19 protein-coding genes are annotated in these 25,632 nt (G+C 67.6%); 15 read left to right on the top strand and 4 right to left on the bottom strand.

The features are described 5' to 3' along the window. Positions 1-15: 15 nt before the first annotated feature. Genes LX13_RS14680 through LX13_RS14670 form a run of 3 tightly spaced genes read left to right on the top strand, consistent with a single transcriptional unit; the run spans position 16 to position 3,457 of the window. Positions 16-1,128: a glycosyltransferase gene (locus LX13_RS14680; protein WP_253662065.1), complete on the top strand. Its 1,113-nt coding sequence runs from the start codon at positions 16-18 to the stop codon at positions 1,126-1,128. Next, positions 1,125-2,354, top strand: a complete 1,230-nt coding sequence (locus tag LX13_RS14675; RefSeq protein WP_253662064.1) for a lipopolysaccharide biosynthesis protein — start codon at positions 1,125-1,127, stop codon at positions 2,352-2,354. Before LX13_RS14680 ends, LX13_RS14675 begins: the two co-directional genes overlap by 4 nt. Further along, positions 2,351-3,457: a glycosyltransferase gene (locus tag LX13_RS14670; protein ID WP_253662063.1), complete on the top strand. Its 1,107-nt coding sequence runs from the start codon at positions 2,351-2,353 to the stop codon at positions 3,455-3,457. Before LX13_RS14675 ends, LX13_RS14670 begins: the two co-directional genes overlap by 4 nt. A gap of 24 nt (positions 3,458-3,481) precedes the next feature. On the opposite strand, the gene LX13_RS14665 is transcribed toward LX13_RS14670, so the two are convergent. Together LX13_RS14665 and LX13_RS14660 are read right to left on the bottom strand one after the other, a co-directional pair. Beyond that, on the bottom strand, positions 3,482-5,032 hold the full coding sequence (locus tag LX13_RS14665; protein ID WP_253662062.1) for a cellulase family glycosylhydrolase: 1,551 nt from the start codon (positions 5,030-5,032) through the stop codon (positions 3,482-3,484). An 85-nt stretch (positions 5,033-5,117) separates the two neighbouring features. Further along, positions 5,118-6,509: an O-antigen ligase family protein gene (locus LX13_RS14660; protein WP_253662061.1), complete on the bottom strand. Its 1,392-nt coding sequence runs from the start codon at positions 6,507-6,509 to the stop codon at positions 5,118-5,120. A 201-nt stretch (positions 6,510-6,710) separates the two neighbouring features. On the opposite strand from LX13_RS14660, the gene LX13_RS14655 reads away from it, so the two are divergent. The 9 genes from LX13_RS14655 (at position 6,711) to LX13_RS14615 (ending at position 17,851) form a co-directional block, all read left to right on the top strand. Beyond that, positions 6,711-8,057 carry a tyrosine-protein kinase domain-containing protein gene (locus LX13_RS14655; protein ID WP_253662060.1) on the top strand — a complete coding sequence of 449 codons (1,347 nt, stop codon included), beginning with the start codon at positions 6,711-6,713 and terminating at the stop codon, positions 8,055-8,057. Then, on the top strand, positions 8,054-9,364 hold the full coding sequence (locus tag LX13_RS14650; RefSeq protein ID WP_253662059.1) for a lipase family protein: 1,311 nt from the start codon (positions 8,054-8,056) through the stop codon (positions 9,362-9,364). Before LX13_RS14655 ends, LX13_RS14650 begins: the two co-directional genes overlap by 4 nt. Beyond that, positions 9,361-10,053: a YveK family protein gene (locus LX13_RS14645; RefSeq protein ID WP_253662058.1), complete on the top strand. Its 693-nt coding sequence runs from the start codon at positions 9,361-9,363 to the stop codon at positions 10,051-10,053. The genes LX13_RS14650 and LX13_RS14645 overlap by 4 nt, the downstream gene beginning before the upstream one ends. Continuing rightward, a complete protein-coding gene (locus tag LX13_RS14640) occupies positions 10,050-11,309 on the top strand; it encodes a lipase family protein (protein WP_253662057.1) in 1,260 nt (419 codons plus the stop codon). The genes LX13_RS14645 and LX13_RS14640 overlap by 4 nt, the downstream gene beginning before the upstream one ends. A gap of 16 nt (positions 11,310-11,325) precedes the next feature. After that, positions 11,326-12,582 carry an acyltransferase family protein gene (locus LX13_RS14635; protein WP_253662056.1) on the top strand — a complete coding sequence of 419 codons (1,257 nt, stop codon included), beginning with the start codon at positions 11,326-11,328 and terminating at the stop codon, positions 12,580-12,582. Between the two features lie 112 nt (positions 12,583-12,694). Beyond that, entirely contained in the window at positions 12,695-14,206 is a 1,512-nt protein-coding gene (locus LX13_RS14630; protein WP_253662055.1) for a cellulase family glycosylhydrolase, read from the top strand. Further along, positions 14,203-15,399 carry a lipase family protein gene (locus LX13_RS14625; protein WP_253662054.1) on the top strand — a complete coding sequence of 399 codons (1,197 nt, stop codon included), beginning with the start codon at positions 14,203-14,205 and terminating at the stop codon, positions 15,397-15,399. Before LX13_RS14630 ends, LX13_RS14625 begins: the two co-directional genes overlap by 4 nt. A gap of 11 nt (positions 15,400-15,410) precedes the next feature. Continuing rightward, positions 15,411-16,013 (top strand): TetR/AcrR family transcriptional regulator, encoded by a 603-nt coding sequence (locus LX13_RS14620; RefSeq protein ID WP_253662053.1) that lies wholly within the window; start codon positions 15,411-15,413, stop codon positions 16,011-16,013. A 332-nt stretch (positions 16,014-16,345) separates the two neighbouring features. Continuing rightward, on the top strand, positions 16,346-17,851 hold the full coding sequence (locus LX13_RS14615; RefSeq protein ID WP_253662052.1) for a sugar transferase: 1,506 nt from the start codon (positions 16,346-16,348) through the stop codon (positions 17,849-17,851). Positions 17,852-17,857: 6 nt separating this feature from the next. Here the strand turns inward: LX13_RS14615 and LX13_RS14610 are convergent, their stop codons facing one another. Continuing rightward, positions 17,858-20,002 (bottom strand): Rv1355c family protein, encoded by a 2,145-nt coding sequence (locus LX13_RS14610; RefSeq protein ID WP_253662051.1) that lies wholly within the window; start codon positions 20,000-20,002, stop codon positions 17,858-17,860. A 276-nt stretch (positions 20,003-20,278) separates the two neighbouring features. Between LX13_RS14610 and LX13_RS14605 the strand changes: the two genes are divergently transcribed. After that, entirely contained in the window at positions 20,279-20,959 is a 681-nt protein-coding gene (locus tag LX13_RS14605; protein WP_253662050.1) for a hypothetical protein, read from the top strand. Positions 20,960-20,970: 11 nt separating this feature from the next. Here LX13_RS14605 and LX13_RS23505 read toward each other — a convergent pair whose 3' ends face one another. Continuing rightward, entirely contained in the window at positions 20,971-22,218 is a 1,248-nt protein-coding gene (locus LX13_RS23505; protein ID WP_253662049.1) for a GGDEF domain-containing protein, read from the bottom strand. A 492-nt stretch (positions 22,219-22,710) separates the two neighbouring features. Between LX13_RS23505 and fadD5 the strand changes: the two genes are divergently transcribed. Both fadD5 and LX13_RS14590 read left to right on the top strand, forming a co-directional pair. Beyond that, positions 22,711-24,342: a fatty-acid--CoA ligase FadD5 gene (gene fadD5, locus LX13_RS14595; RefSeq protein ID WP_253662048.1), complete on the top strand. Its 1,632-nt coding sequence runs from the start codon at positions 22,711-22,713 to the stop codon at positions 24,340-24,342. A 90-nt stretch (positions 24,343-24,432) separates the two neighbouring features. Continuing rightward, positions 24,433-25,596: an NDMA-dependent alcohol dehydrogenase gene (locus LX13_RS14590; RefSeq protein WP_253662047.1), complete on the top strand. Its 1,164-nt coding sequence runs from the start codon at positions 24,433-24,435 to the stop codon at positions 25,594-25,596. Positions 25,597-25,632 lie beyond the last annotated feature (36 nt).

Raw genomic sequence — 25,632 nt, 5'->3', positions numbered from 1 at the left:
ACCGGCGACCTGTCGATGACGACTGCGGACGCCCGCGAGACCCGGGTGCCTCACACGGTGATCTACGTCGGTCCGGAATCCACTGCGGGCGGGATCGGCCACTACTCCGACGTGTTCGTGGAGGCGCTGCGCGATCAGATCGACGAAGTCATCGCGATCAGGCATCCTGGCCCGGGATCCGATTCGGTGGCGGAGCTCAGGAAGAGGCGCCGAGAAATACACCGTCGCATCCAGGAACCGGGTCGGGTGGTCGTACACAGCGAGATCTCCGGGGGTTCGGTCGAGAGTTTCTGGCCGACAGCATTTCTCGAACATGCGCATCCCGGATTGCGTAACAGCGTGACGGTGCATGATCCGCCCGGCCTCGTATGGCTTCCGGCGCGTACGCGTCTTCTGGCGCGATCCCGGGTTGCCAGCCATGCCCTGCACTACCCGACGCGACCGTTGATCCGTTCGCTCGAGCGGCGGGCGGCCCGCGATCGTTCGCTGTTCGGGCTCACCCGGATCGGGGCCAGGTCTCTCGCGGCGCGCTACCCACGGGCAGACGTCCACCACGTGCCGCATTTCGTGCTCGATCGCCCGGTGATCACGCCCGTGGCGGAACGTCCGAGGGCCGTCGGAATTTTTGGATTGGTGTATCGCGGTAAAGGATTCGAGCACATCGAGCGCATACGAGCCGAGTTGGACCCGTCGGTGGGCCTGCGGATCGCAGGAAGAGGAACCGAGTCCCTACCGTCCATGCCGGGCGTCGAGGTGCTCGGAGGACTCGACGGCGCGGAACTCGACAACTTCTTCGCATCTGTTCGAGCATTGTTGGTCCCCTATGGTCAGCGAACTCCCTATGGCGACGTGTTTCCCGCGTCAGGGGTCGTGGCGCACGCGATCGGGTACCTCACTCCGGTCGTCAGCACGGCGCACGGCGCGCTGTCCGAGATGGCCGAAGACGGCGGGGCCGTTGTCGTGGAGGCGGAGGGGCCGAGCGTTGCGCCCGCGCTCAGCCGGGCGGCGACCGAACTGATCGACGATTCGGACGCGCTCGAGAGACTCGCAACCGAATTGAGAGCCTTGCGAGACGAGCGTTCGCCCCGCAAGGTGGTCGAGGGTTTCGTCGAGGTCTGGTCGCGATGACGAAGAACGATGTGGTCGGTGCGGACACCGGCGCGCCGACCGGCCGCCAGTACATCGTCAAAGCTCTTGTCGCTGCTCTGTGGGCGTACGGAGGTCGCGGCACGGGCCTCGTGTGGACCGTCTTGCTCACCAGCCAGGTCGGGATCGGTGCGTACGGCCAGTACGCCATGGCGTATGCAGCAGGCGCGATCGTGTCGGCTCCGTTGGACAACCCCTTCGCCGTGCGGGCGATCCGCGAGAGCGAACGCCGCTTCGTCTCGGAACGTTCGCTGCGGGTGATCGTCGCGGTGACGATGATCGTCGCGGGAATCGCACTTTTCCCGGTCTCGTACATCTTGTGGTTCGGACTGATAGCCAGCGGCGGCGAGATGGTGTTCAGTGCCCTGAAGTCTCGCAAACTCCGCGACGGACACCCAGATGTGGTCCAGCGGTGGGACACGACCCGTCAGGTGTCATCGGTCGTCCTGGGTGGCGGATACGTACTGCTGCATTCGGCTCCCACGCTCGCGTTCGCGACCGTGCTGTTCTGCGTTCCGTATCTGGTCGTCGCGGCGTTCGCCATAGGTGCGGTGTGGGGCGACAGGCCTGCGTTCCCCGGCCCGCCGAAGATCGCTGCCATCCTCTTCGGTGAGAACCTCGCCGTGGCCCTCTACCTCCAGGGCGACGTCCTGCTCCTGGGCTTCCTGACCGACAGCACCACCGTCGGTTACTACTCGGTCGCGGTCGTGTGCGCCTGGGCTCTCGCCCAGGTGGGTGCCGCGCTGGGCAGCACGTACCACGAGAAGCTGCGCGACGGCGCAGGTCGCTCCAGCTCGGGCCCGCCGATGCGTCACACCCTGACCCTCGCGATCATCGCCGGTGCCGCGCTGCTGGTCGCCGGCGTGGTGGCGTTGTTCCTGCCGGTGGCAACCGAACTCGCCGTCGCGATGATCATCATGTCGGTGTTCGTGGTGCTCCGGGTGGTGATCTTCGTCGACACCGTGATCCTGTCGATGCAGCGTCGCGACGTCGTTCGCAGCGCGTCCTACGCCATCGTGGTCGTCATCAAGCTGGGTCTCGTCGCCGCCCTCGTCGCGTTCGGTGCCATCGGTGCCGCCATCGCGACGGTCGTCGCCGACGTCATACTGCTGACCGTGTTCACCTACTACCTGAACCGTCCCCCGGCGTCGGTCACGAACGCACCTGCCGTCGGCGACGAGACGAAGACGAGAGGGCCACAACCATGACGCGGGTGACCTATCTGCTGTCGAAAGATCCCACGGTCGAGCACGGTGGCGACATCGCACTGTCGCGCTTGATGATCGAGATCACCAAGACGTTCGCCGACGTCTCCACGATCTGTCTGTCCGGCGCGACGCATCTACCCGCTGAGGAGGGGTTGACCCGCGTGGTCAAGCCGGAGCCGTCGGTCGGGCTGATCCCGCGCAGCATCGCGCATCGGCGCAGCATCGTGCACGAGCGCTACGACTGCGAGGCGCTCGTGCCCGCCATCCGGAGTTTCCACGGCCGCACCGACGTCTGGGTCGCCGAGCACAGCTACATGGCCGAGACGTATCTGCGCACCCGCGAACCGGATCGACGTTTCGTCATCAACACGGTCAACACCGAGTCGCAGGTGTGGAAGGCGACACGCGGCGTGGTCGGCAAGCTGCAGAGCCCGATCATCCTGCGCGACGAGGTCCGAGTCGCACGGGCCGCGGACGCGCTCGGGACCTACGAAGACATCGAGGCCGATTTCTACCGGTCCAAGGGCGTCACCGGCGCCCGATGGATCGATCTGACGCTGCCGCCGGCGCAACAGCTGATCTTCGAGAACACCGGTCCGCGACTGGTGTTCATGGGCACCCGCGACTGGCCCCCCAACCAGGAGGCGTTCGAGATCGCGGTCGATCTGTGGCCGCGGATCGCGCAGGGGATCGACGGCGCCGAGCTCTACATCATCGGGGCGAAGGCCAACAAGCCCAAGGAGGTCGAACTCCCGGACGGTGTACGCGATCTGGGATTCGTCGACGACCTGCACGCGTTCCTGTCCACCTGCCGTGCCCTGGTCGCCCCCGTGGCCACCGGGGGCGGGGTCCGGGTCAAGATCCTCGACGCCGCCAGCCGCGGACTCCCGGTCATCGGCACGCCGGAGGCAGTGGGATCTCTCGGGCCGGTCTTCGGGCTCACCGCGTTCGACGACACCGACGCGTTCGTCGAGGAGTGTCGACATCATCTGCTCGACGCGGAGTTCTCCCGCGCGCAGGGGGCGGCCCTCTTCGAGGCGAATGCCGCACGGTGGTCGGACTCGGTGCCGCAGTCGGCGGTCCAGGCACTCATCGCCCCGTAGCCGTTCGTCAGGTGACGCGCCGGTCTAGGACGTCCGGGTCGCCACGCCGCCGGCTGCGACGGTCCACGTGATGTACCCGTGTTCGAAGGTCGCCCTGACCTCGCCATCGGGTTGTGGGACCTCGTCGGTCACCGCCAGTCCGTAGGCAGGCGTCCAGACCGCGGCCACGCCGCCGCCCACGATGTGTGTGCCGGTGGCGGACGAGTAGTACACCCGACCACCGCCTGCGATGTCCTGGTACCCGTTGGCGAACGCGGTGAGGGGGAACACTCCGAGACCGGCCAACCGGGTGGCCACCGGGGCGGGTGACCGGATGAAGCCCGCCCGGGTGCCGAACAGGCCGACGTTCTGATAGAAACGGGCCATCGTGCCCGACCGTCCCACCGGGACAACGGGGCTCAACAGCTGGCCCCAACTCGGGTCGGGTCGTTGTTCCTGGAACCTCGTGTACTCGTCGGTGGTGGGTACCCCGAGGTAGGCATCGGCGGCCACCGTCCACATCGCGTCCTTGGCGTAGCGGTCGGTACGCAGCAGTCCGAAGTTGTCCTCGACGACCCCGTTGCCCGTCGCCCGGTCACGATCGGTGAAGAAGAAGATCGGTCCGGCGTAGGGGAGTTCCTTCCACTTGCGCGTGAAGTCGCCGATCATCTCGTTCTGCCGGGACTCACTGATGGTGGTGGTCGGGACGCCGAATTCGGTAGCCCAGATTTTCTTTTCGCTATCTCCGTTTGCGATCATCAATTGACGCATCGCGGTCAGTTGTTGACCGGGAGCATTGGGTATCGACCACCCCGCACTGAAGGTCACCTCGTACTGATAAGGGTGAAAGGAGAATGCGTCGAAGCTGCCCGCCGCACCCGCCGCGTACATCTGGCGCAGGAACTCCACGGGGTTGGCGGTGGTCGCGGAATCGACGACGGCACCGAGCGCACCGCCGACGACGGTCGCCGTCGGCTCGACATCCTTGATGGCCCGATAACCGGCTTTGAGCAGTCCGGTGTACGAGACCGCATCGGGCGCCGGGTTGTAGAACGCGGTCCCGTTGGGTTCGTTCCAGATCTCGTACGCGCCGATCTTCCCGCGATATCGCTGGGCCACCGCCGCGGCGAACCGGCCGAACACCGCCGGATCGGCGGGTTTGGCGTACGGGCCGCTCGCGCCGGGTGCGGCGGCCCAGACCGGGGTGCTGCCGATCGAGGCGAGGATGCCCAGTCCGCGACTCGACGCGTCGTCGACGAGGCGATCCACCGTCGCCCAGTCGTAGGTGCCTGCGTCGACAGGCTGGACCAGGCCCCAGAAGATCGGCAGGCGAACGGTTTTCAGACGTGCGGCGGCGGCCAGGTCGAACGTGGCGACGGTGGCGGCGCGCGGATCCCAGTAGACGTCGGCCGGGAAGGCCAGTCCGAGGCTGGTGGGCGCCGTGGACACCTCGTCTGCGACCAGGCGCGGCGCAGCGGTGATCGATCGTGTGGTGACCCCCACCGGGGGCGACGCCGCGACACCGACCGCGACCAGCATCGACGAAGCGACGATCGCCCGCACCGCGAGGTGGGCGCGTCGGCGGCGCGCGGTCACGACCGGCTCCGGCCGGACGGTCGAGGAACCGATCGATCGGGGGGAGTACCCGGGCTCGTCCCGGCGTGGGACGAGGTGCGGACGGTCAGATCGACGCGACCGGGCGGGCGGCGGCGGAGTCGCCGACCGCCGGTGTATTCAGATCCGCAGAAGCGTGAGTCGCTTTCTCGCGCGCATATATGAGGAATGCGATGAGAAAAGACAATCCCGCGGTGCTCTGCGGAATGGTCACGGTGCCGATATCCAATTGCATCGTCACCAAGAAGAACCCGATGAATCCACCGCCATACAAGCCGAGTTCCCAGCGCGTGGACCGAAGACATTGATAGGCGAGATAGCAGCCGTACAGAAGTGCGGCGACAAAGGCGATCGTGACCAATGCGCCGCCGCGATAGAGCGACAACAACGGGGCGTTGGCGACGAAGTTGGTCGTGAAGGCCAGGGTCCCGTTCTTGAATTCGGGCAGTGCCCAACCACGACCGAACAGCCACTGGCCGTGGATCTGAGAAGGAAAATCCTTGATCGCGTCGAGTCGCGCCGACGAACTGGTGTCGTCGGAACCGAACGAGGACAGGATGCGGGCCCGGATCTGCGGGATGGCCAGGGCGACGCCGAACGCGACCACGAACCCGCCGAGAATCGTCGATCGCTGCCGGATGGACAGGCTCTGCAGCAGGACCAGCAGCACCACGCCGACGACGATTGCGAACAACGCCGACCTGCTCAGCGTGAGGACGAGGGCGACCAGCAGGATGGTCCCCATCCCGATCCGCCACCTGCCCGTGAACAGGATCAGGCACATCAGCAGGGCGACCAACAGTCCGATGCCCGCGGCGTTCGGTTCGAGGAAAGTTCCGGTCAGGCGGGTGGTCGCCGTGGTGCCGCTGTAGGCCTTGAACTCGGTGTTCGCCGCCGCCCCGTAACCGAAGATCGAGAGCGCATTCATGATTCGTCCACCCGAGTCGGCGAACAGGATGACGATCGCCAGCAGTCCGGAGATGGTGGCCGACACGACATAGATCTGTCCGAACCGGGCGAGCTGGGATCGCGGCAGACGCAGGAGAGCGATGGCCAGCAGCGTGACCGCGGCCCACTTGATGAACTCGACCGGGTCGGCGATCGAGGTGAACGTGAAGACCATCGAGATGAACGAGAACGCGACGAGCGCGCCGAGAAGCTTCTCCATCGTTGTGAATCGCGACACCTCGCGCGGGTGCAGGACGGTGGCCAGCAGCACACCCATCACGAACGTGAACACCATCGGTACGTGCACGCCCGGGAAGTAACCGGCCGGGAGCAGACCCATCGAGGCCGCCAGGGCCCACAGCAGCCAGGTGGGATGACAGAGGCCGACGTAGGCGCCCACGGTCAGGGCGAGCACGCCGAGAACCAGCAGCAGAACGTTGCCACCGGCCAGCACCGCGCCGAATGCCGCGACCACTGCGACCACCACGACCAGGGGTCCGAATAATTTCACCTCATTATCTTTGCATTCGGCCACTGATCCGCAAGTCAGTGTCGAATATGCGAGTCGCGCGGTCACGCGTGCTCGCACCGAGCGGGTTATAGTTCTGGCGACCGTCGCAGGTGGTGCAAACCGCGGCGGCGAGGCATGACACGTTAACGCGCGGATCAGGTTATTCAGGCCGGTTTGCCCAAAAGTGGAGGAGTCCGACGCGTGGCAATTCGCGAGTATGTACGGATATTCGTGAAGTACTGGTGGGTACTCATCCTGTGCGTGGTTCTCGGTGGTGGCGGAGGCCTCGCCTATCACCAGTTCGGCACCACGCCGAAGTACGCGGCGACCGCGCAGCTGTTCGTCACCGCAGTGGGTGGCACCTCGGTCGGTGAGTCGTACCAGAACAGCCTGTTCTCGCAGGACCGCGTGAACTCCTACGCCGCGATCGCGACCAGCGACCAGGTCGCCCGCCGCGCATCGGAGGCGCTCGGCGGCGCGATCAGTGCGGACGACCTGCGCTCGGAGACCACCGCGGTCGCGGTGACGAAGACGGTCATCCTCGCGATCACGGTCACCGACGAGGCCCCGCGCCGAGCGCAGTCGTACGCGAACGCGGTGGCCCAGGAGACCTCCACCGTCGTCCAGGAACTCGAGACCTCGCAGCGCGGCGGTTCGTCGGCGGCCAACGCCGTCGTCCTCGACGACGCGGACCTGCCCTCGAGCTCGACCGGCATGAGCTGGATCCTGCTCACGATCGCCGGTGCCGCACTCGGACTGTTCATCGGTCTCCTGATCGCCCTGGGCCTCGGACTCTCGGATCGACGGGTGCGCAACGGCCCCGGGGTCAAGTCGGCGAGCGGACTGCACGTTTTGTCCGAGATCCCGGAGGACGAGGCCGTCACCGGGGCCGCCGTCGCGGCCGGGACGAACGCGAACCTCGAGCCCTACCGGCTGCTGCGCACCAACGTGCGGTTCATCGGGGCCGGGGTGTCCCGGACCGGCGAGGCACCGCGCGTCATCTCGGTCACCGGACCCACCGGCGGCGAGGGGCGCACCAGCGTCGCGATCGGTCTGGCGGCCGCGCTGGCCGACTCCGGCCACGACGTCCTGCTGATCGACGCCGATCTCGCCGGGGACGGGGTGGCCGCAGCGCTGTCGATCACCAGCGACCACGGGCTGACCACGACCATCGTCGGTGAGAACGACCTCACCACCGGCGTCCGCCGCGTCCGCAGGGACTTCTCGGTCCTGGTCGCCGGCCCGAAGCCGCCGAACGCCGCCGAGCTGATCGCCTCGGATCGCTTCGACAAGCTGCTCGCAGACGCCCGGTCCCGCTTCGACTACGTCATCATCGACACCCCGGCCATCGCGTCGAGCTCGGACGCGACGGTCTGCGCGGCGCTGTCCGACGGAGTCGTGCTGCTCGCGCGCCGCAACCGCACCAACCGGACCGCCCTGAGGTCGGCGGCCGAATCGCTGAACGCGGTGGGCGGCAGGATCATCGGTGTGGTGCTGACGCACGGCGCCGCTGCCGGCGCCCCCGGGCGTCCGACAGACGAGGCATGACGCTCGGCCGGCGGCGTGCCCCCGGGGCGCGCACCACGCGGTCGGGACGGTTGGTCCGTGCCGCGGTCCCGGTCCTGGTGGCGGTGCTGGCCATGGCCGGCTGCGCGACCGATCCGCCGTCGGACGTCTCCATCCCGATCAGACAGGACCGGCCCTCGGCGCCGCTGATCTCGCCCTACCCGACACCGCAGATCGTCAGTCCGGTCGACGACCGCAAACCGGGCGCGGTGGTCTCGGTCAAGGACCCGCCGCAGGGCGTCGACGAGCAGCTCTCCGAACTCGGGGTGACCGTCAAGCGCATCGTCTACCGGTCGACCTCCGGTGTCGACGGTGCCGCGACCCGGACGTCGGCCATCGCCATCATCCCGAACGGTCCGCCGCCCCCCGGCGGATGGACGATGGTGGCCTACGGTCACGGCAACACCGGCGTCATCCCGCACTGCGCGCCGTCGCTCTACTCGTCGTTGCTCGGCAACGCGAAGATCATCGCGGGCACCGTGATCAAGGGCTACGCGGTGGTCATGCCCGACCTCCAGGGACTCGGTGAGCCGGGCCCGGTCAACCCCTTCTTCGACGGTCGCACCTACGGCTACAACATGATCGACTCGATCCGTGCCTTCCATGCGATCGCGCCGCAGACCCTGAGCAAGAAGTGGATCTCGTCGGGGTTGTCGCTGGGCGGTCTCGCATCGTGGGGTGCGGTCGACCTGGCCAACGAGTACGGCCAGGGGCTCGACCTCCTCGGCGGGGTCACGGTCGTCCCCGCGGCCGACATGACCAACCTGGTCGACAAGGCCGAGGCGGGCACCCTGACCAGGGACCAGTACCCGGTGTGGATCTACCTGCTGCAGTCGCTCTCGCAGACCTACCCCTCGCAGGTGCGGCTCGACGACTTCCGGTCCGCCTATGCGAAGTCGAAGTGGTCGGCGCTGGTCGAGTGTCTCCCCGTCGAGAACCCCAGCCTGACCGACGTGCTGCAGGCGCGCGATTCGCTGACCGCCGACGACCTCAGGCCGAAGTCGCAGTCCGCGGCCGACTTCGTGCGACGGGTCCTGCGGCAGCGGGCGTTGCCGATCGGACGCGGCACCGCGCCGACGCTGGTGATGTACGGGACGTCGGATCCGCTGGTCGACCCGGAGTGGACTCAGCGCGCCATCGCCAACTCCTGCGCCGAGAGCCAGAACCTGATCATCGTCAAGCGGATCGGTGAGACGCACTCCAACATCGATTCCAGTCAGACCGCGGACTTCCTCAACACCCTGCGCTCGGGTGGGCCCACCGCCTCGAACTGCGGGAACCGGCCGTGAAATCGCCATCGACCGCGACGGTCGGTGACTACTCACGGATCCTGCGGCGGAGCTGGCTGGTGGTGCTGCTCGCGGTGGTGGGCGGTGCCGCCGTGGGGTGGCTGGCCCACACGATGCAACCGGCGCACTACGAGAGCAAGGCCACCCTGATGATCACCGTCCCCGGTCCGGCCACCGTGACCGCCGACTACGCCGCCGACCTGAGCGGCCGGCTGAACGCCGAGACGTTCCGGAACCTGGTCACGAGCGGTCAGGTCCTGTCCCGCGTGATCGTCGACGATCAGGCGAGGGAACTGGGCCGCTCGGTGACCGTGGCGGACCTGCGGTCGAAGATCACCGCGACCGCACTGCCGTCGAGCGCTGTCGTGACGTTCACCGCGACCGGGGATTCCGCACGTTCGTCGGTGGTGCTGGCGACGCTGGTGTCGACGGTGACCAAAGAGGTCGTCGACGAACTGACGTTCACCAACGACGGTGGGGCACAGACCGACGTCGCGGTCATCGACTCGTCGACGCAGGCGGTGAAGGTGTCGAAGACCAGTCTCGTCACCGCGACGGGACTGGGCGCCGGAATCGGTTTCGCGGTGGCCCTGGTCGCCCTCATCGGGCGGGACGTCACGCTCAACCGCGTGGTCGACGGATTCGACGCGCTGCACTCCCTGCGGGACGCGAAAGGTGGTCTGACATGAGCACGACCGGACTCCGTGTCGGACGGCGCACGACCGTCGGGGGAATCCTCGGGTGCGTCATCGCGCTCGTGATCACCGCGTGCGGTGGCTCCGGTGACGAGGCACAGGCACCGCCGTCGGCGGACAGCCCGGCGATCGGGGCCGAGTTGCGGATCGACTCCACCGACGCCGGACCCGGTTCGCTGGTGTCGGCGACGGAGATGCCGTTGCTCGACAGGCGGGTGACTGCGGCCGCGTCCATCTCGGCACGCGTCGAGTACCGCTCCACCTCCGGCATCACCGACAAGCCCACGACGGTGACGGGTTCGATCTTCGTCCCGCTGGGTACGCCCCCGAGCGGAGGGTGGCCGTTGGTCGCGCTCGGGCACGGGACCACCGGTGTGCTGGGGGAGTGCGGTCCGTCGCTGGACCCCACCCTGCTCGGGGTGACGACGCTGGCCTCCGGACTGCTGCGGCTCGGCTACGCCGTCACCGTCACCGACTACGAGGGACTGGGTACACCGGGCAGCACCGAACCGACTCACCCGTATCTGGATGCGACGACCGAGGGCATGAACGTCATCGACTCGGTGCGCGCGGCGCGGCGGTTGTCGAAGTCGGTGTCGGCTCGATGGGCGGCGCTGGGTACCTCGCAGGGCGGGCAGGCGGTCTGGAGCGCGAACGAACTCGCGGGCACCTACTCGCCCGAACTGAACCTGCTCGGGACGGCGAGCGTCTCGCCCGCGGCCGACATCGCACCGCTGGCACAGGCTGCACAGGACAAGAAGTTGACCGAGGATCAGTACGGCGCGCTCCAGTGGCTGCTGCTCGCGCTCAAGCGCGAGAACCCCGATCTCGATCTCGACCTGTACCGCCGCGGTGTGGTGGAGACGCAGTGGAAAGCGCTGTCGCAGTGCTCACCCGAGTTCGCCGCGGCGCGTACCGCGGCGGTGCGGGCCATCGCGCCGGACGATCTGGTGCCGTCGACGCCCGAGGCCACCGCGACTCTGACCAACCTCCTCGCGGCGCGCAGTCTGCCGAAGGCGAAGGCGTCGGCGCCGATGCTGGTGTTGTACGGCGGCAAGGACCAGCTGGTGACCCCGGCGTGGACGACGGCCGCCCTCGCGCGGGCCTGCCGCCGCGGTGACGACGTCCAGTTCCAACTCGACCCCGACAAGGGACACGATGACGTGGACACCGCGCCTGCCCTCGGCTGGCTGGCCAATCGGTTCAACGGTGCCCCGATCGGAAGCTCGTGCGGCGCAGCCGCATCCTGACAGTGGGGTGACGTAGATGACCGAACAACAATCTCCGAGGGTGCCGACCTCCGCGGCAGCGACGCCGCAACGGTTCCGGGGCCGGATCAGGGGTCTCGACGGCCCGCGCGGGATCGCGTGCATGTGCGTTCTCGCCGTGCACGTGACCGCCCACTACTCCGAGGACACCGCCTCGTCGGCGAAGCTGCAGCTGCTCGGGCAGGCGTTGATCTTCTTCTTCGCCCTGTCGGGCTTCCTGTTGTTCCTGCCCATCGTGCGAGATCTGTTCCTGGGCAAGGACGCACAGCCCAACGTGCGCGCCTACGCGATCCACCGCGCGCTGCGCATCTTTCCCGCGTACCTGGTGATCTTCCTGATCACCAACTTCGCGCTGCAGGTGTCCTTCGTCGACAACGCGCAACAGACACTGGTCGCGGGGTCGGAGGCCGGCACCGGCATGATCACCAACCCGCTGTCGCTGCTGGCCAACCTCACCCTGGTGCAGACGTACTTCCCGAGCCTCATCCAGACCGGTATCAACCCGGCGTGGTCGCTCACCCTCGAGATCGCCTTCTACATCTCACTCCCGATCATCGGGGCCGTGCTGTTCTGGCTGCGTCGGACGCGCGGGTGGAGCCCGTTGGCGCTGACCATGGCCGCCCCGATCGCGTTGGTCGTCCTGGGTTCGATCGGCAAGGTCTTCGCGTCGTGGCTGCAGTCGCGGGAGGGGATCACCGACGTCGTCGAGGCCAATTTCGGCCCCAACTGGTCGGCGGTCGTCTTGCGCAGCTTCCTCGGCGGCAGCGACGCTTTCGCGTTCGGCATGGCCGCGGTGGTCGTCTTCGTCGCGGTCGGGACCGGCGTGATCGGATCGAAGGCCGCCCGCCGGATCCGGTTCTGGTCGGTGATCGCCCTGTTCCCCTCGCTGGTGCTGATGCTGGCGTTCCTGGTGAAGGGGTCGGCCTTCCAGTCGACCTTCACGTCCCTGGCGTCGGGTCTGATCATCCTGATCATCGTGTTGCCGCTCGCCGAGGGCGGCGAGTCGAAGATGGCCGACGCGTTGGACTTCAAGCCGTTCGAATATCTGGGCCGGATCTCGCTGAGCATCTATCTCTGGCATTTCCCGATGCTGATGGCACTCGGTAAATGGGGTCTCATGGCCGGCGACGACTGGGCCGGACTCGTGCGCAATTTCGTCCTCCTGTCGGTCGTCTCGATCGCGCTGGGAAGTATCACTTATCGCTGGGTCGAGAAACCCGGTCTGATGTATGCGCGAAAATTCAAATCAAAGTAGTTGAGATTGTCTATAGTTAACCGCTATAGACCACAATTCGCGCACCGATGCCCTGGGAATCGGTCTGTTCGCGGCATCGTCGTGGTCGACCACACGGATCCGACTCCTGGTCTTGGTCGCGCTCGTCGTCCTTCTCGGCGCATGCGGGCAACAACCGCCTGAGGGCCCGAGAGAATCCGTCGTCGCGTCGCCGGCCGCGGCCGCCCCCACCCCGCTCGCGCGGGTCGGGGTGGGGGGTGGCAACCTGCTGCTGCTCGCCGACGACGACGTGTTGCGGCGGTCGCTGGCGTCGATGAACGATCTCGGGATCGACCTGCTGCGTCTTGATCTCGCCTGGCCGATCCTGGAACCCGCTCCAGGACTGTGGAACTGGGCGCCGGTAGACCGAGTCGTCGACGCCGCCAAGTCGTATGGCATCGAGGTGCTGGGAATCCTCGACTACACACCGGGCTGGGCGTCGGACGATCCGACGAGCATCTCGCAGCGTCCGTCCTCGGCGGCGACCTATGGCGATTTCGCCGGACGGGTGGCCGAGCACTACGCCGGGCGCATCGGCACCTATGAGATCTGGAACGAACCGAACGGCGGCTTCTTCTTCCGGCCCGGGCCCGATCCGGCGTTCTACACGGCGATGTTGGCATCGGCCTATCGCGCCATCAAGGCCGCTGATCCGGACACCACGGTTCTCGGCGGGGCCGTGGCGACCGCGGTCGATTCGGACACCACGATGAACGGTCGGAAATTCGTGTCCGCGATGTACGCGGCGGGTGCAGGCCGATATCTCGATGCGTTGTCGGTACACCCGTATTCCTATCCGGGTTCGTATTCCGCCGACCCGACGAACGCGGAATCCGCGATGCGCATGGTGGCGGACATGTATTCGATCATGCGACGGCACGGCGACGGCGCGAAGAAGATCTGGGCCACCGAACTGGGATTCCCCACCGAGGGGGAGCTGCCGTCGGATCCGGGTGAACAGTCCGACGTGGTCATCGAGTCCATCGGGCAGTGGTCGCAGTTGTCGTTCGCCGGTCCGATCGTCATCCACGAGCTACGGGATCGGGCCGAGGGGACCGGTGACAAAGAGGACGCCTTCGGGCTGATGCGCACCGACTTCACGCCGAAACCGCTCTACGACAGCATCAAACGTCTCGTGGCCCACCGGACCAACGACGACGTGACCTACCGGCGCATGCTCTCCGTCGCGGCCGCGAGTCGATTCGATCTCGGGGGGCAGGTCACCCCGTGGTACCGGTCGGTGTCGGTCAGGGGTGAGTCGCAGACCCGTCAGCAGTTCGTCCGCGGATCCATAATCTGTTCGCGCAGCGGCTGCTTCGCGTCGCCTGCGCCGGTCGTGGCCTATCTCGACCGAACCGGTTTCGCGCCGATGACACCCTTCGTCGACGGCCGCCAGGCGGTGGGCGACCTGACCTCGGCGACGGCGTTCTGGTCACCTCGATCCGGCGTACACACCCTGCGTGGTGCCATGCTGGAGGCATGGCAGCCCGAGTTCGGATTCCCCGTGACCGATGAGTACTCCGACGGCGAGGGTCGTGTCGTCCGATGCGAGCACGCGACGCTGCGCCGACAGGGCGACGGCGCGGTGAAGGTCGAACGTTCGTGACCCGCACCCTGAAGGTCGTACTCGGGGTCATCTCGCTGCTGGTGGTCGTCATCGTCGCCGTCGGCGCGGTGGTGTTGTGGCCGGTCTTCTTCCCGGACAAGGCCGAGTTGAGCGCCCCTGGCGGGTCGGCTCCCGGCTCGGTGGTCGAGGCGTCGGCGTTCACCGACCTCCCCGTGCCCATGCGGCTGGTCCGCGCCAAGGGCGCACGTATCAAGTACATGTCCACCGGCACCGACGGGAAACCGACCGTCGTGAGCGGGACGGTGTTCGTCCCCGGCGGCGAGGCCCCGGCGGGAGGATGGCCGGTCATAGCGCTGGGTCACGGGACCCTGGGCATCAACACCGAGTGCGGACCGTCGCTGTCGCCCAACCTGCTCGGACTCGTCGAGCTGGCGCAGGGCTTCGTCGGCGCGAAGTACGCCGTCACCGTGGCCGACTACCAGGGGCTCGGTGCACCGGGGGTGCACGAGTACCTCGATTCGCCGACCGCGGGTCGCAACGTCATCGACTCGGTCCGTGCGCTGCGGACCGTCTTCGGTGAGAGCACGACGGTGTCGAACCGCTGGGTCGGGTACGGGTCCTCGCAGGGCGGCGGCGCCATCTGGGCCGCGAACGAGGAGAACGCGACCTACTCGCCCGAGCTCGACCTGCTCGGGACCGTCGAGGCCTCTCCGCCCGCGAACGTCGTCGGCCTCGTCGCCAAGGCCAGGGCGGGGACCATCACCACGGATCAGGCGCCGGCGCTGCAGTGGGTCATCGAGTCGGCGGCGCGCGCGCATCCCGACATCGTGCGCGACGACTACCGCTCCGGCACCACCCGATCGAACTGGGACATCCTGTCCGCGTGCATGGGCCCGCTGGTGGCGCAGCGCGACGAGGCGGTCAAGGCGCTCGGCCCGTTCGACCTCGCCCCGAAGACCGATGCGGCCGATGCCCGGCTGACCGCCCTGCTCACCTCGTACGCCCTGCCGCAACGCAGGGCTAGCGCGCCGATGTACGTGCTGTGGGGCACCGCCGACACCTACATCGATGCGGCCTGGACCCAGGAAGCGGTCCGCAAGGCCTGCGCGATGGGCGATGTGATCGAGGCCAGCGAGCAGCCCGGCAAGGGTCATTCCGACGTCGACAACACCTCGGCGGTCGGATGGCTGAAGGACCGGTTCGACGGCAAGCCCGCTCCCTCGAACTGCTGACGGGGACGCCCATGCCGGACACCGACCACCGCGACGCCCCGCCGACCCGGCGCAGTGCGGCCAAAGCCGCGCGACGAGACGAGCTCCTGGCCGCGGCGGCCCGGCTGATGGCCGAGAGGGGCTACGCCAGCGTGCGACTGGAGGACATCGGCGCGGCTGTCGGGGTCAGCGGTCCGGCGATGTACCGGCACTTCTCCAACAAACACGACCTGCTGGCCCAGATGCTCGTCGACGTGTCCCGACGTCTGCTCGCGGGCGGCACCGCCGTCATCGACAGCCGCGACGAGCCGGCGACGGCGATCCGTCGACTGATCGCCTTCCACGTCGATTTCGCGCTGACCGAGCCCGATCTGATCGAGGTGCAGTACCGCGACCTGTCGTCGCTCGACACCGCTGCCCGCCACGACGTACGCCGGCTGCAACGGCAGTACGTCGACCTGTGGGTCGACGTACTGGAGGCTCTGGTGGGCGTTCCACGCGCGGACGCCGCGACACGCGCGCAGGCGATGTTCGGCCTCATCAACTCCTCACCCCGCCTGCCGGAGTTGCCGACCGACCGCGCGCGGGACCTCCTCGCGGCAATGGCCCTCGGCGCGGTGACGGTGAATTCGTGATCGGGTCGATCGCTGGTCGGGCCCGGTTGTGACGCGATCGTGGGCAAACATCACGTGACCGGGATGTGACAACTGGACCGTGTAGGAACTGTATTGACCTCAAACGAGGATTTTCGGTAACGAATGTGTGCTGATGAACGAACTAGCCGTCAAGAAGGCGAAAAAGTGGCCTGCGGGCACCTCCGAATTCCCTTAGGCTCTCGAAGGAGAGCGGTGGAAAATCGGTCGGTGGCTCGTTGACATCCGTGGTCCACGTCGCACCGTTTCGTCGAAGATCGCACAGCGTGGTGCGCGGGTACGCCAGGTCAGCAAGTCACCGTGAGGAAGTCGCAGTGTCAATACCATTTCGCGTTTCCACGTCGCGACGAACGGCCGCGTCGTCCACCGACGCCCGCTTCGTCCAACCGCGCTCGCAGAGCTGGCTGTACCGATACGCCGCCCGGGCCCGTTTCGTCGATCTGATCGTCGTCCTCACCGCCGTTCTCGTCGCGCTCGTCGTCCGCTTCGGCTACGACCTGACCCACACCTTCGGCCGCTTCAGCTGGTCGGCCATCATCGCCGCCCTGCTGATCGCGGTGTCCTGGTTCGCCATGCTGCGCGTCACGCAGAGCTCCGATCGCCGTGTGCTCGGTGGTGGGCCCACCGAGTACAGCCGCGTGGTCACCTCGTCGGTGATGACGTTCGGTGTGTTCGCGATCGTCTGCCAGCTCCTCAACCTGAGCATCGCGCGCGGGTTCCTCGCGGTGGCCTTCCCGCTCGGCACCGTGATGCTGTTGCTCTCGCGATGGGGGATGCGTCGCCATCTGGTGGGAATGCGCAAGTCCCGCAAGTACCTCGAGCGGGTGCTGATCATGGGTGGCGTCCGGTCGGCCAAGCCGATGATCGACCGTCTGCAGCAGAACCCCGAGCTCGGCTACGAGGTCGTGGGTCTGTGCGTCCCGATCGGCAAGCCGTCCGACCCCGAGATCATCGAGTCGTTCGGTTACGAGATCCCTGTCTTCGGTGACTTCTCCGACGCCCGCAGCGCGGTGGCACTGTCCGGCGCCACGACCGTCGCCGTGACCTCCGCCGAGGTCCTCGGCCACTCGGCCATGCGTGAGCTGTCGTGGGACCTCGACGACATGGACGTCGAGATGCTCGTCTCGCCCGGTGTCACCGACGTCGCCGGACCGCGCATGATGGTCCGACCCGTCGCCGGCCTGCCGCTGCTGCACATCGACAAGCCCAGTTACCAGGGCGCCAACCAGTTCCTCAAGTCCGCGTTCGACCGCATCGCCACCTCGCTGCTGCTCCTGATGCTCTCGCCGGTGCTGCTGGTGTGCGCGATCGCGGTCAAGGTCACCTCGCCCGGACCGGTCTTCTACAAGGGCGAGCGCATCGGTGTCGGCAACGAGGCGTTCCCGATGTGGAAGTTCCGGTCGATGGTCGTCGACGCAGACAAGCAGCGCGAGTTGCTGGCCACGCAGAACCAGGGCAACGGCGTGCTGTTCAAGATCCAGGACGATCCCCGCGTCACGCGCGTCGGCAAGTTCCTGCGTCGCTACAGCCTCGACGAGTTGCCGCAGCTGTTCAACGTGATGGGCGGATCGATGAGCCTGGTGGGCCCGCGCCCGCCGCTGCGCGAAGAGGTCGAGACCTACGACCACGTCGTCACCCGGCGAATGCTGGTGCGTCCCGGTATCACCGGACTGTGGCAGGTCTCGGGCCGCTCGGACCTGTCCTGGGAGGAATCGGTCCGCCTCGACCTGTCCTACGTCGAGAACTGGTCGATCATGCAGGACGTTCTCATCCTCTGGCGCACCGCGCGCGCGGTGGTCAAGAGCGACGGCGCGTACTGATCGAGCTCAGCTCTGCGCTCGTCGCAGACTGACCGGCGGGGCACCGTCGGCCCGGAAGACGCGGACCACCATGGCGATCGACCGGCCGTCGTCCACGCCGAACAGCGCTCGTAGCTCCGCGTCGAGGCGGGACAGCTCATCCGCTCGCCCCGGCGACAGGGCCTCGCGGTCGGTGTCGTCGCGGGCGTGAAGCGACACCGGTGTCACCGGGCAGATCGACAGTCCCAGCTCGCACGCGCGGACCCACATCGCCTGCGCGGCGGTGCCGCCGCGAACGTGATCGGCTGACGTGTCGCCGTCCTGGCAGATCGCGACGATCGCCGATCCCGACGCGACGAGCCCCTGTGTCGGCGCGCCCAGCGCCGAACCGGCATCCCACTCGGCGAGCAACGCCATCACATCGGAGCGCCGCGTGACCGCGAGCATGCCGAGCCCGCCGCGCCCGACGCCGAGGGTGTCGAGGGTCAGACCGGTCCTCGGGTCGGCGTCGGAGTCCGGCCACCGGACCTCGGCGACCATCTCGGCGTGCAGGGCGGGCGTCAGCCGGCGGATGCGGTCGGAGGCGGCGAGCACACCGCCGCACCGGACGAGCGCGGCGCGGTCGGTCACGATCCGTGCGAACCCGCCCGAGACACGAGTCGCGGTGTCCAGTGCGTCGACCTCGTCGTCGGACAACGGGCTCCCGTCGCCGGGCCGACGGTCGGTGGCGCGGCGCAGCATCGCGTCGAGGAGGTCCGCGCGTTGTGGATCGGCCCCGTCGCCGAAGGAGTAGCGCAGGGCGAGGTCCGAACCCGATCCGGTCACCGCGAGATGCCCCGCCACGGACCGGGCGGCTGCCGCGACATCGATGTTGAAGGCCATGGCGCCGAGCGCGACCGCACTCGCGCGGCGGTCGATGTCGCCGCGCTGAGCGCCGTCGCGCAGGGTCACCGTCACCCCGGTGTCGTCCAGCGACACCGCCCACGGTTGGGCGTTGCCCGCCGAGGGAGCCCGCATCCCGGCGTAGACGACCGCCTCGCGGTCGGGCAGCGAACCGAACGTCACCGCGACGTCGTCGGGCGCCGTTGCCGACCTGGGTGGCGGGGGAGTCGCGGTGAGCGGGTCGACGAGCGAGCCGAGTTCGGCGTCGAGGTCGACACGGATCCGGCCCGAGGGCAACGGGTACCCCAGGGCCAGGCGCCGGACCGCCGCCGCGCACGTGGCCCCGCCGAGCGCGACGTCGCCGCCGAGTTGCGGCCAGGTCGAGATCGTCCGTCCCAGCTCCACCGCCGACGCGGCCATGCGCGCGGTCACCCGTGCGGCGTCGAGCAGGGTGATCCCCAACGGAACCTTCTGCGCCGTGGTCAACCCGGACAGGGCCGCGGCGTCGATCTCACCGAGAAGACCGTGAAACAGCGGTCGTTCGCCGTCGAGGTCGAAACGCTCGACGTCGAGCACCCCGCCGTCGCTGGTCTCCATGATCACCGGGATCCCGCGCGCGCGTGCATGATCGCGGACGATCACCTTCGCGTCGAAGGAGTCGCATTCCTCGAGCACGATGTCGAGACCGTCGAGGAAATCGGCGACGGTGTCCTCGTCGAGACCGCCGGGCGCGATCTCTACCCGGAGATACGGATCGAGTTCGGCGATCCGGCGCGCGGCCACCACCGCTTTGTTGACCCCCAGGTCGAACACCGACCCGGGCACCCGATTCAGGTTCGACAGGTCGATGGTGTCGAAGTCCATCAGCCGGATCGTGCCCGCGAGACCCTCGACGGCAAGGGTGTGGGCGACCGCGTGCCCGACGCTGAGACCCAGCACGCCGACGGTCACGCCCGTCAGGCGATCCTGTTCGGCCGCGGTGATCTTGTTGCGGTTCCGATCGAGACGCAGGCGGCGGAATCCGTCCGGACCGAGCATGCGGACCAGGCTCGACCGCCACGGGTAATACACCCACCGCGGCGACTCCGTCAGCAGCGCATCGTCGGGCGGCGGGATCACCGCGGCCAGTGAGATCTGTTGTTCGCGGAGGGTGTCGAGGCGCCGGACGGACTGGTCCTTCTCGATCGATACGAGTCGGGCGCGGTCGGCGGCGTTGCTCTCGTCGAGGATCTCGACGACCGCGTCATCAGATCCTGCACGCTCCGTCGTCGCATTCTGTGTATCCGTCATCTTCTGCCCCTTCGCGGTGAACGATCAGCAACAATGCGCGTAACTTCGTTTATGGTGCGATGCGTCGTCTTTTTCGGCATCGTCACAGCACGTATTTCTTTCATTTTTGGTCGGAACCGTCACAATTGACTCGATCAGATCTCGGGGTGGGGACCATTGTTCTGGTCGTCGACATCAATCGACCTGCGCAAAAGAAGGAACTGAACTATGTCTGTAACAAATCTGGAATTCGCGATCAATCAATTCGGATCGGCTTCCTCGACCATGTCCGAACCGGTGTCGGTATATGACCCCGCGAGCGGATGTGACCTCGTTCTCGGTACGCCGCGCAGCGCGCCAGATCTCTGGATGCAGTACCTCGACGGCGCGCAGAGCCTCTACGCGGCGCACGGGGTGAGTGCCGCGCTCGACTACGACGCGGTCGTCGACGGTGACAGCACGACGCTGTTCTACGCGGCGGTGGACCGATCGGGGGTGATCCGGGGTGGGCACCGTGCGCAGGGCCCGTACCTCGACGTGCGCGACAGCCACGCCCTCGTCGAATGGGACGGCAACGACGGTCGCGACGAGCTCATCGCCGCGGTGAACTCGAGGTTGGGGTACGGCGTGGTGGAGATGAAGACGGCGTGGGTCGACCCGACAGCCGACGATCCCTCGGCGGTCTCGGCGCTGCTCGCCCGCGTCGCGGTGCCCACGATGACGATGACCGGCGCGCGGTTCATCATGGCCACCGCCGCCGAGCACGTCCTGCGGCGCTGGTCGAGTTCGGGTGGGCGGGTGGACAAGCGGGTTCCCGCGTCCGCCTATCCCGACGAGCGCTACCGCACGAGCCTGATGTGGTGGGACCGCGAGACGATGGAACGACTCGCCGAGCCCGCGGTCTGGCAGCAGATCCGCGAGGAGGCCTACGTCTGGAACGGTCTCGGTGGCGAGTTGGGGGACCGGTCGGTCGCCTGAGTCCGCGTCGGTCACCGTCCGGCTGGACCCGGCGACGAGGACGGGTCGCCGGCGACGAAGTGGATGGGCGACGAGGACAGACAGACGACACGGTCGCGCCCGGCGCTCTTGGCGACGTAGACCCAGCGATCCGCGAGGTGCGTCAGGTGGTCGATGACCTGGGAGATGTTGGGCGGCCCCGTGCCCGCGCCGGACAGCGGTGCCGTCACCGCCCCGATGCTGACCGTGACCGTCGACATCGACGACACGGCCAACCGGATCCGCTCGGCGGTCGCTGCGAGCGCGGCCTGACCGGTCGTGGGACAGATGAGGACGAACTCCTCGCCCCCGAACCGGCCGATCAGTGAGGGCACCGGAGCCGCCCGGTTGATCGCGACGACGGTGTCGACGAGTACCGAGTCACCGACGGCGTGGCCGAGGCGGTCGTTGACCGCCTTGAAGTGGTCGACGTCGATCAGCAGGAACCCGATCTGATCGCCGGACGCGGCGACATCGGCGAGCAACTCGCTGCTGCGGGTGAGGAAACCCCGGCGGTTGAGCAGACCCGTCAACGGGTCGGTGTCGCCGAGCACGGCATAGCGCGCCATGGTGACCTCGAGCGATCCGCGCAGCGCCGCCACGATGAACACCGGGACCATCACATTGGCGACTCCGGCACCGCATTTGACCAGGACCCCGGCCACCGACGACGGGTCGACGAAGGCGAGTCCGAGCGCCAGGAGGACGGCGACGAGGGAGAACAGGGCGACCATGCGTGGGGTCGAGGACATGGCGGATATCGCCGGGATGGCCGCGAGCAGCGTGATGATCACACCCGCGGCGGCGGGCTCGGTGACGAGGTACGCCGACCCCGCGATGCCGAACATCCCGATCATCCCGAACACCGCGAAAAGTCGGTCGCTGATCCGCCCGACGATCGCCGTCGTCGAGAAGACGATCAGGGTGAACACCCAGATCGCGCCCAGGAAAGGCCAGCCGCCGTCGCGGATGATGTTCGGCGAGATGAACGCGAGCAGCGGCAGCGGGAGTGCGCCGCTGGTGCTGAGGAGGACCGCCGCAGACCGCGCGTCGAAATGCCTGACCAGTTTCTGCGTCCGGCGGCCGAGGCGGACGTTCGGTGTCACCGATCGGTCCGACATCACCGCGTCGCCGCGCGGCGGGGTGTCGGTCCATCTGGTGCGGGACACGTCCGCGGACACCGATGGGACAGCTCCGGGCGAGTCGATGTCGCCTCGCGGTGCGTCGGGATCGGTGTACACGCGTTCAACTATGCCTTGTCCGATGCTTGTTCGGCAGTCGAGTGGAACCCCTACATTGCCTGATGGATTGCGAATTCGAGATGTCGATCTCTGCATTGTCGATCTGAATCGGATCGACGTTGTCGCGGAATGTGACCGCCGACTCATTCCGGCCACGAATAGTCGTGGCGGTGCATCACCGTGTTGCACCGCAGACACACCCAGATGCGCTGCGGAGGATCGCATTGATTGTCCCAACCGACCAGCATCCGGCGGATGCCCAGACGGTGCCCATGCGGACATCGGGACGGGAAACGCTCGACCAACGGGGCCATCGATCCACCTCGAACTCGGCCCGCGACGAGTAGGTCAACGGTAGCCGACGGACCGGTGTCGTCGACGGGCGGTGGTCCGCCACGAGCAGTTCGATCAACGGGGCCCGCGGGCAGATCGGTTGCGGCATCATCGATCTGCGGCGTCGGCCCCCCGACGGCCCGCGACGACGGGAGGCCCATGACGACGACCGGCTCCGAACCCGCGGGCGGCGAGATCACCGAACCGCTACGCTCCCGTCGCAATCACTGGAACAACCGCGTCCGACGGCACGCCCGGATGATCCCGGGGTCGACCGCGCTGTCCTTCGCCGGCGTCGAGACCTCCTGGCGCGATCTGGACCGACGGACGACGGCTCTCGCCGCGGCGTTGCACCGCCGGGGCATCCGGTTCGGCGACCGCGTGTTGATCCTCATGCTCAACCGCTCCGAGTACGTGGAGGTCGTGCTGGCGGCGAACCTGATCGGTGTGATCGCGGTGCCGGTCAACTTCCGCATGAGCCCCGCCGAGGTCGGGTTCCTCGCCGACGACTGCGGTGCCTGCGCGATCGTCACCGAGACCGCGCTGGCCACCACCTCGGCGGCGGTGCGAGCATCGTCGGACACCGTCCTCCACGTCGTCGAGGTCGGGACCGATGCGGCGGCGACACCGGTCGGGGCCGACCACCTCGCCTACACAAACCTCCTCGCCGAGGACCCCTCCGACCTCCCGGTGATCGACATCCCCGAGGACACCGTCGCGCTCCTGATGTACACCTCGGGTACCACCGGAAGGCCCAAGGGCGCGATGCTCTCGCACGGCAACCTGCTGTCGCAGACCGTGACCGGTATGCGCGCGATGAACACCAGGAGCACCGACCGCAGTTCGTGCGTGGCGCCGATGTTCCACATCGCGGGCATCGTCGGGGTCGCCCCGGCCATCTACGTCGGGTCGGTGTCGGTCATCCACCCGCTCGGTGCGTTCTCGCCCGATGACCTGCTCGACACCCTCGAGCGTGAACGCAGCACCTCGGTCTTCCTCGTCCCGGCCCAGTGGCAGGCGGTCTGCGCCGCCCAACGCGACCGCCCGCGTTCGGTGAGTCTGCGCGTTGCCAGCTGGGGTGCCGCGCCCGCGTCGGACACCGTGCTGCGGGCCATGGCCGAGGCGTTCCCGGAGGCGATGATCGTCGCACTGTTCGGACAGACCGAGATGTCGCCGGTGACCTGCCTGCTCGAGGGCGCCGACGCCCTGCGCAAGATCGGGTCCGTGGGCCGGGTCGTCGAGTCGGTCGAGGCGCGTGTGGTCGACGACGCGATGAACGACGTGGCACCCGGAGGCATCGGTGAGATCGTCTACCGCGGCCCCGGCATGATGGCCGGTTACTGGCAGAACCCCCAGGGGACGGCCGAGGCGTTCGCCGGCGGATGGTTCCACTCCGGCGACCTCGTGCGCGTCGACGACGAGGGGTTCGTCTACGTCGTCGACCGCAAGAAGGACATGATCATCTCCGGCGGCGAGAACATCTTCTGCGCTGAGGTGGAGAACGAGATCTTCGCCCATCCGGCCGTCGCCGATGTCGCCGTGATCGGCCGGGCACACGAGAAGTGGGGCGAGGTCCCGGTCGCCGTGGTGGTCCTGCGGCCCGACGCCGTGGCCCCGGACGCGGCGGACCTGAGCGGGTTCCTGAACGACCGTCTCGCGCGGTTCAAACATCCCGCCGACGTCGTCGTGGTCGATGTGTTGCCGCGCAACGCGGGCGGCAAAGTGGTCAAACCGGTGCTGCGTACAGCCCACGGCAGCCGCGACGCGGGACTGCATCGGGACACCGACTAGAACACGTTTCATTTTTGGCCCGCAGTGACTAGTGTCACGGACAAGGTGTTGTCCGGCCGCGGGCCGACGTAGGTGATGAGTAGGAGTCAGATGAAGACCAAAGGTGCATTGCTCAGGAACTTCAACGAGCCGTGGGCGATCGAGGAGATCGAGATCGGGGACCCCCGCGCGAGCGAGGTCAAGATCCGGATGGAAGCGGCCGGGATGTGCCACTCCGATCACCACCTGGTCACCGGCGGCATCCCGATGGCCGGGTTCCCGGTTCTCGGCGGTCACGAGGGTGCGGGTGTGGTCGAGGCCGTCGGGGAGGGTGTCACCGACTTCGCCGTCGGCGACCACGTCGTCCTGTCGTTCATCCCGTCGTGTGGCAAGTGTCCGTCGTGTCGTTCCGGACTGAGCAACCTGTGCGATTTCGGCGCCATGCTCCTGCAGGGTGAGGCCGTCTCCGACCACACCTTCCGGGTGCACACCGCCGCCGGCGAGGACGTCTACCCGATGACGCTGCTCGGCACCTTCTCGCCCTACATGGTCGTCCACGAGACGTCGGTGGTGAAGATCGATCCGTCCATCCCGTTCGAGGTCGCGTGCCTCGTCGGCTGCGGCGTACCCACCGGCTTCGGCTCGGCCACCCACAGCGCCAACGTGCAGGTCGGCGAGGACGTCGCGATCGTCGGCTGCGGCGGCGTGGGCATCTCGGCGCTGCAGGGCGCCGTCATCTCCGGAGCCCGCTACGTCTTCGCCATCGACCCGGTGGAGTGGAAGCGCGAGCAGGCCATGAAGTTCGGCGCCACGCACGCCTTCTCCAGCGTGGAAGAGGCCGCCATGTCGATCGCCGAGGTCACCGAGGGCGCGATGGCCAAGAAGGTCATCGTCACCGTCGGTGAAGTGCACGGCAAGGACGTCGACCTCTGGATGGGGATCACCTCCAAGGCGGGCACCTGTGTGCTGACCGGCATGGGCTCCATGATGGAGACCGACGTGACGCTCAATCTCGCGATGCTGACCCTGCTGCAGAAGAACCTGCAGGGCACCATCTTCGGCGGTTCGAGCCCCAAGCTCGACATCCCGTTGCTGCTGTCGCTGTACAAGTCGGGAAAGCTGAACCTCGACGACATGGTGACGCGCCAGTACAAGCTGGAGCAGATCAACGAGGGCTACCAGGACATGCTCGACGGCAAGAACATCCGAGGCGTCATCCGCTTCACCGACGAGGATCGACAGATCGTCTCCGACGAGGACCGCGCAGGCTCCTGAGGCGTTCCACCGGCCGGTCGTGATCGAATGGACCAC

This window comes from Williamsia maris (genome assembly GCF_024171815.1).
Taxonomy (GTDB): Bacteria; Actinomycetota; Actinomycetes; order Mycobacteriales; family Mycobacteriaceae; genus Williamsia_A; species Williamsia_A maris.
The sequence above is the reverse complement of the archived record's forward strand: the minus strand, read 5'-3'. Positions and strand labels throughout refer to the sequence as shown.